8 protein-coding genes are annotated in these 6,000 nt (G+C 68.6%); 6 read left to right on the forward strand and 2 right to left on the reverse strand.

Annotated features, from left to right (window positions below; translation table 11 throughout):
- Nucleotides 1–174 precede the first annotated feature (174 nt).
- Together IRG63_RS08030 and paaI are read right to left on the reverse strand one after the other, a co-directional pair.
- Nucleotides 175–795: a TetR/AcrR family transcriptional regulator gene (locus IRG63_RS08030; protein WP_193509787.1), complete on the reverse strand. Its 621-nt coding sequence runs from the start codon at nt 793–795 to the stop codon at nt 175–177.
- Between the two features lie 35 nt (nt 796–830).
- Complete coding sequence (gene paaI / locus IRG63_RS08035) at nt 831–1,250, reverse strand: hydroxyphenylacetyl-CoA thioesterase PaaI (protein ID WP_370566206.1); 420 nt, start codon at nt 1,248–1,250, stop codon at nt 831–833.
- Between the two features lie 122 nt (nt 1,251–1,372).
- Between paaI and paaA the strand changes: the two genes are divergently transcribed.
- Genes paaA through IRG63_RS08065 form a run of 6 tightly spaced genes read left to right on the forward strand, consistent with a single transcriptional unit; the run spans nt 1,373 to nt 5,908 of the window.
- Complete coding sequence (gene paaA, locus IRG63_RS08040) at nt 1,373–2,350, forward strand: 1,2-phenylacetyl-CoA epoxidase subunit PaaA (protein ID WP_168626949.1); 978 nt, start codon at nt 1,373–1,375, stop codon at nt 2,348–2,350.
- Nucleotides 2,350–2,655 (forward strand): 1,2-phenylacetyl-CoA epoxidase subunit PaaB, encoded by a 306-nt coding sequence (paaB, locus tag IRG63_RS08045; RefSeq protein ID WP_168626948.1) that lies wholly within the window; start codon nt 2,350–2,352, stop codon nt 2,653–2,655. Before paaA ends, paaB begins: the two co-directional genes overlap by 1 nt.
- Nucleotides 2,652–3,470, forward strand: coding sequence for a 1,2-phenylacetyl-CoA epoxidase subunit PaaC (paaC, locus tag IRG63_RS08050; protein WP_370566207.1), 819 nt, complete (start codon nt 2,652–2,654; stop codon nt 3,468–3,470). The genes paaB and paaC overlap by 4 nt, the downstream gene beginning before the upstream one ends.
- The gene (gene paaD, locus IRG63_RS08055) at nt 3,464–3,985 is read left to right on the forward strand and encodes a 1,2-phenylacetyl-CoA epoxidase subunit PaaD (protein ID WP_193509788.1); all 522 of its coding nucleotides are present in this window, start codon (nt 3,464–3,466) and stop codon (nt 3,983–3,985) included. Before paaC ends, paaD begins: the two co-directional genes overlap by 7 nt.
- Nucleotides 3,986–5,089, forward strand: a complete 1,104-nt coding sequence (gene paaE, locus IRG63_RS08060; protein WP_193509789.1) for a 1,2-phenylacetyl-CoA epoxidase subunit PaaE — start codon at nt 3,986–3,988, stop codon at nt 5,087–5,089. It begins immediately after the preceding gene.
- Between the two features lie 45 nt (nt 5,090–5,134).
- On the forward strand, nt 5,135–5,908 hold the full coding sequence (locus tag IRG63_RS08065; RefSeq protein WP_193509790.1) for an enoyl-CoA hydratase/isomerase family protein: 774 nt from the start codon (nt 5,135–5,137) through the stop codon (nt 5,906–5,908).
- The last annotated feature ends 92 nt before the right edge of the window (nt 5,909–6,000 follow it).

Genomic DNA, 6,000 nt, shown 5'->3' on the forward strand with positions numbered 1-6,000 from the left:
CCTCCGCGAGACTGCAGAAAAAGGGCGGAATGGGCCTCCCAATCGCACTTTTGTGCAGTCTCGGCGCGAATGCTCGGTTAGATGGAGTCGGTCATTTCCGCGAGACTGCGGAAGGTGCGGAATGGACCTCCCTAGACGCCGATTCCTGCAGTCTCGGCGGGCGGGGCGGCAGGGCTACGGGAGGACGCGGGCGACAGCCGGCATCCGCAGCCCATCGAGGGCGATCGCCAGCACGTCGTCCGCCAGGCGATCGACGCTCTCGCGGCCCTCCGGCCGGTACCACTCGACGATCGAGTTGATCATGCCGAACACCAGCCGCTCGACGACGCGAGCGTCGATGTCGCTGCGCAGCGAGCCCTCCTGGCCCGCCTCGACGAACAATGCGGTGACCGCGCGGTCGAATTCACGCCGGCGGCGCAGAGCCTCCCGCTCCACCTCGGTGTTGCCGCGTACCCGCAGCAGCAGCGTCACGAACGGGAGCTTGTCGACCAGCACGTGCACCGCGCCACGGAGCACGTACGCGAGCCGGTCGGCGGCTCGCCCGGCGCGCGCCTGCTCATCCGTCAGCAAGGCCTCCAGCGCGTCGAGCGCCTCATTCAGCGCGCGCTGCAGAATCTCGTCCTTCGACGAGAAGTGGTGGTAGATCGCCGACTTCGACAGCCCTAGCCGCTCGGCCAGCACGCCCATCGAGGTCGCGTCGTAGCCGAACTCGATGAACGCGGTCACCGCGACCTCGAGGATGCGGCGCTGGTCGTAGCCGGGACGGCCACGGCGCGGTTCGATCAGTTCTGACATAGGCCACCAGTCTCCCATCCCGGGCGGGGCACGGATCAGCCGGGCGTGCCCAGGCTGCGGTTGGTGGAGACGCTGCGTCCCCGGTACTCGGCGACCACATCGCCGGTGTCGTCGGTGACGGTCACGTCATAGAGGCCGGTGCGTCCGCTGCGCACCTTCCGCACGGCGGTCGCGGTGAGGCTCTGCCCGGCGCGGGTCGACTTCAGGAAGGTGATGTCGGCCCCCGCCGCCACCGTGATGTTCTCATCCTCGTTGCACGCGATGGCGAATGCGGTGTCCGCGAGCGCGAACACGAGCCCGCCGTGCGTGATGTGGAAGCCGTTGGTCATGTCTTCGCGCACCTTCATGGTGACGACTGCGTGGCCAGGATCGTCCCGTTCGACGACCATGCCGAGCGCGGCAGAAGCCAGATCGCGCTCCATCATCGCCCGGTTCGGTGCGGCGGCTTCGGTCACTGTCGCTCCCCTGCTTCGGTCGGGATGTACGCGCGCACGGCCTCATTGCCGCCGCGCTACGAGACACTATATACTAACCGAACGATCGGTTAGAAATGCCGTTGGAGCATCAGGAGTCGACGATGACAACCCCTGCAGACCTCGCCCCGGTGGAGCCAGAACTCTCCGAGGCTGAGAAGCAATTCAACGACCTGATTGCCGCTGATTCGCGCATCGAGCCCAGGGACTGGATGCCGGAGAGCTATCGCAAGTCGCTCATCCGGCAGATCTCCCAGCACGCCCACTCGGAGATCATCGGCATGCAGCCGGAAGCCAACTGGATCACCCGGGCTCCGAGCCTCAAGCGCAAGGCGATCCTGATGGCCAAGGTGCAAGACGAGGCCGGCCACGGCCTGTACCTCTACTCGGCGGCGCAGACCCTCGGGATTTCCCGTGAGGAGATGACCGACCAGCTGATCGCAGGCAAGGCCAAGTACTCGTCGATCTTCAACTACCCCACCCCGACCTGGGCGGACATGGGTGCGATCGGTTGGCTCGTCGACGGCGCGGCGATCTGCAACCAGGTCCCGCTGTGCCGCGCCTCCTACGGCCCCTACGGCCGCGCCATGGTGCGCATCTGCAAGGAGGAGTCGTTCCACCAGCGTCAGGGCTTCGAGATCCTGCTCGAGCTCATGCAGGGCACGCCCGCACAGCGGGAGATGGCACAGGATGCCGTCAACCGCTGGTACTGGCCGTCGCTCATGATGTTCGGCCCGCCGGATGACGAGTCCCCCAACTCGGCGCAGTCGATGGCGTGGAAGATCAAGCGGTTCTCCAACGACGAGCTTCGGCAGCGGTTCATCGGCATGCTCATCCCGCAGGCCGAGGTGCTCGGCGTCACGCTCCCCGACCCGAAGCTGCGCTGGAACGAGGAGAAGGGCGCGTACGACATGAGCGACATCGACTGGGACGAGTTCCACGAGGTGCTCGCGGGCCGCGGTCCGACCAACTCGCAGCGGCTGCAGCGGCGGCGCGAAGCACACGAAGAGGGCGCATGGGTGCGCGAGGCCGCCGCCGAGTACGCCCGCAAGCAGGCGGCAGCACGAGCGGAGGTGGCCTGATGCCGACACCGGGTGAGATCGAGACAGAGGCCTGGCCGCTCTGGGAGGTCTTCGTGCGCGCGAACCGCGGCCTGAGCCACGTGCACGTCGGCTCGCTGCACGCCCCGGACGAGGAGATGGCAATCCGGAACGCGCGCGACCTGTACACGCGCCGCAACGAGGGCGTGTCGATCTGGGTTGTCCCTGCCGCTGCGATCACCACCAGCGACCCGGACCTCAAGGGCGCCTTCTTCGAAAGCCCCGCAGGCAAGAACTACCGTCACGCCTCGTACTACACGAAATCCGAGGGAGTGAAGCACCTGTGACTGACTCCGAGGTGCACGTCTCGGTCGACCAGGTCGAGCTGTCGGCTGAGCTCGAGGGCGACCAGGGCGCGGTGGCGACTCCGGATGTCGCGGAGTACGCGCTCTGGCTGGGCGACGACGCGCTGATCCTCGCCCAGCAGCTCGGCTGGTGGATCTCCCGCGCGCCCGAGCTCGAGGAAGACGTCGCACTGGGCAACATCGCCCTCGACCTCCTCGGCCACGCCCGCTCACTGCTGCGGTACGCGGGCACAGCGTCCGGTCGCACCGAAGACGACCTCGCCTACTTCCGCAACGAACCGGAGTTCCGCACCGCCTGGCTGTTCCAGCAGCCGAACGGCGGCTTCGCCCACACCATCGCCCGGCAGTTCGTCGCATCCGTCTACCTCGACGCGCTGTACCCGCGGCTGACCTCGTCGAGCGACGCGACCCTCGCCGCAATCGCCGCGAAGGCCGCCAAGGAGGTCGCCTACCACCGCGACCACGCCACCCAGTGGGTGCTGCGGCTCGCCGGCGGCACGGACGAATCCCGGCGCCGGATGATCGTCGCACTGCACGACGTCTGGCCGTACGTCGATGAGCTGTTCCGCGACGAACCGCTGATCGACGCTCTGGAGGGCGTCGCGGTGCGGCCATCCACCTTGCGCGCCGACTTCGACGCCGTGGTCGACGCGGTGTTCACCGAGGCCGGGATCGAACTGCCCAAGGGCATGATCTCCTCAGGGGGTGGCCGTCGCGGCAGCCACTTCTCCACCATGGGGTACCTGCTCGCCGAGATGCAGGTGCTCGCCCGGCAGCACCCGGAGGCGAAATGGTAGAGACGATCGCCCGCCCGGCGCCGACGGATGCCCGCGCCCGGCACGCCTGGGACGTCGCCGCCACGGTGACCGACCCCGAGATCCCGGTGCTGACCATCGAGGACCTTGGCGTGTTGCGCTCTGTCACCCTGGACGGCGAGCGCGTGCGGGTCGAGCTGACGCCGACCTACTCCGGATGCCCGGCGATGGAAGCGATGAGCGCCGACGTCACGGAGGCGCTGCTGCGGGAAGGCTACCGGGACGTTGACGTTAGGCTCGTGCTCTCACCCGCTTGGACGACCGACTGGATGAGCGAAGCCGGACGCGAAAAGCTGCGCAGCTACGGCATCACCCCGCCGAGCGGCAACGCGCCAGCGCGCGGCGACGGACCGATCCGGGTGCAGCTGACGGTGAAGTGCCCGCGCTGCGACTCGCTCAACACGCGCGAGCTGGCACGCTTCGGCTCGACATCGTGCAAGGCGCTCTACGAGTGCCGCGACTGCCTCGAACCGTTCGACTACTTCAAGGTGCTCTGAGTGCCCGCGACCACGCGCAAACGCGCGCGTTTCCACTCGCTCGAGGTCGCGGACGTGCGACCGCTCACCGCCGACAGCGTCGAGGTCACGTTCGCGGTGCCGGACGAGCTGCACGGCGAATACGACTACCTCGCCGGCCAGTACGTCGCCCTGCGCGCGAGCATCGACGGCCAGGAGCTGCGGCGCAGCTACTCGATCTGCCGCCCGCCGCATCCTGGGTCGATCAGCGTTGCGATCAAACGCGACCTCGGCGGCCGGTTCTCGACCTGGGCGAATGCTGAACTGCACCCGGGCGACCGCATCGACGTCATGAGCCCACAGGGCACTTTCACCTCCCAGCTGGACGACCTCGACGACAAGCACGTCGTCGGCATCGCCGCAGGGTCGGGTATCACCCCGCTGATGTCGCTTGCGCAGACCGTGCTGGCTCGCTCGGACACCTCGCGGTTCACCCTCGTCTACACGAACCGCTCAACCATGGACGTCATGTTCCTGGAGGACCTCGCCGAGCTGAAGGACCGCTACCCCGCCCGACTCGCGCTGCACCACGTGCTCTCCCGCGAGCAGCGCACCGCCCCGCTGCTGTCCGGCCGCATCGACGAGGACAAACTGCGCCGGATGCTGGACGCACTCATCCCGCCCGCGCACGTCGACGAGTGGTTCCTGTGCGGCCCATTCGAACTCGTGCAGCTGTGCCGCGACACGCTCGCCTCGGTCGGCGTCGACCCGACGCACGTGCACTTCGAGCTGTTCACGACCGGTGAGCCGGACCAGGCATCCGGGAACGCCGGACGACCCGTCGTGGTGCAGCGCGGCGAGGAGACGTTCCGCATCGAGTTCATCCTCGACGGGCACTCCGCGACGGTCGAGAGCCCGGTGAGCGCGAACGAGTCGATCCTGAACGCCGCGCTGCGGGTGCGTCCGGATGTGCCGTTCGCGTGCGCTGGTGGCGTGTGCGGCACGTGCCGGGCGCGTCTCATCGAGGGCAGCGTGCAGATGACCGAGAACTACGCGCTCGAACCGGACGAGCTCGAGCGCGGATACGTGCTCACATGCCAGTCGCATCCGAAAACCCCGGCCGTCGTGGTCGACTACGACGTGTGACAGCCGGTGGTCGCGAGACCCCGCTCAACCGAAGGAGCAGATGACGTGATCGAGCTGACCATCGCCGACAACGTTGCCGAGGTGGTGATGAATGCCCCGGACAAGCTGAACTCGCTCGACCCTCAGGCGATCGCCGAACTCGACGCCGCCTACCGCGAGGCAGAATCGGCGGGCGTGCGCGCGCTGCTGCTCCGAGGTGAGGGGCGAGCGTTCTGCGCCGGCCGGGACATCTCCGAGGTCGATCCACAAGACGACGACGTGCTGGGCTACCTCGGTGGGCTGGTCACGCCGCTGCTCGAGCGGATGAGCAGCTTCCCGGCGCCGACGTTCGCTGTCGCGCACGGGGCGTGCCTCGGCGTCGGGCTCGGCCTGCTCATCGCGACGGATGTCGTCTACGTCGCGGACACCGCGAAGATCGGCTCGCCGTTCGCGAACCTGGGCGCCACGCTCGACTCGGGCGGGCACGCCCTCTTCTTCGAGCGGCTCGGGGCGCACAAGACCCTCGACCTGATCTACACAGGCCGGCTGATGAGTGGGTCGGAGGCGGTGGCATCCGGGCTCTTCTCGCAGGTGTTCCCCGCCGACGAGGTGACGGATGCGACCCGCGCGGCCGCCCGGAAGGCTTCGACCGGCGCGACGAGAGCGTTCCTGGAGAGCAAGGAGCTCGTGCACGCGTTGCGCGACGAGCGGCTCGGGCTGTGGCAGTCGATGGCGGACGAGAACCGTGCGCAAGCCGCACTGTGCGACACCGACGACTACCGCGAGGGATTCGCCGCGTTCCAGCAGAAGCGCTCGCCGGCCTTCACCGGCCGCGCCTGACCCTCATCGAGTCGGGGGGGGGGGGGGGGGGGGGGGGGGGGGGGGGGGGGGGGGCCGGGGGGGGGGGGGGCGGGGGGGGGGGGGGGGGGGGG

The sequence above is a fragment of the Cryobacterium sp. BB736 genome (genome assembly GCF_014980265.1).
Taxonomy (GTDB): Bacteria; Actinomycetota; Actinomycetes; order Actinomycetales; family Microbacteriaceae; genus Terrimesophilobacter.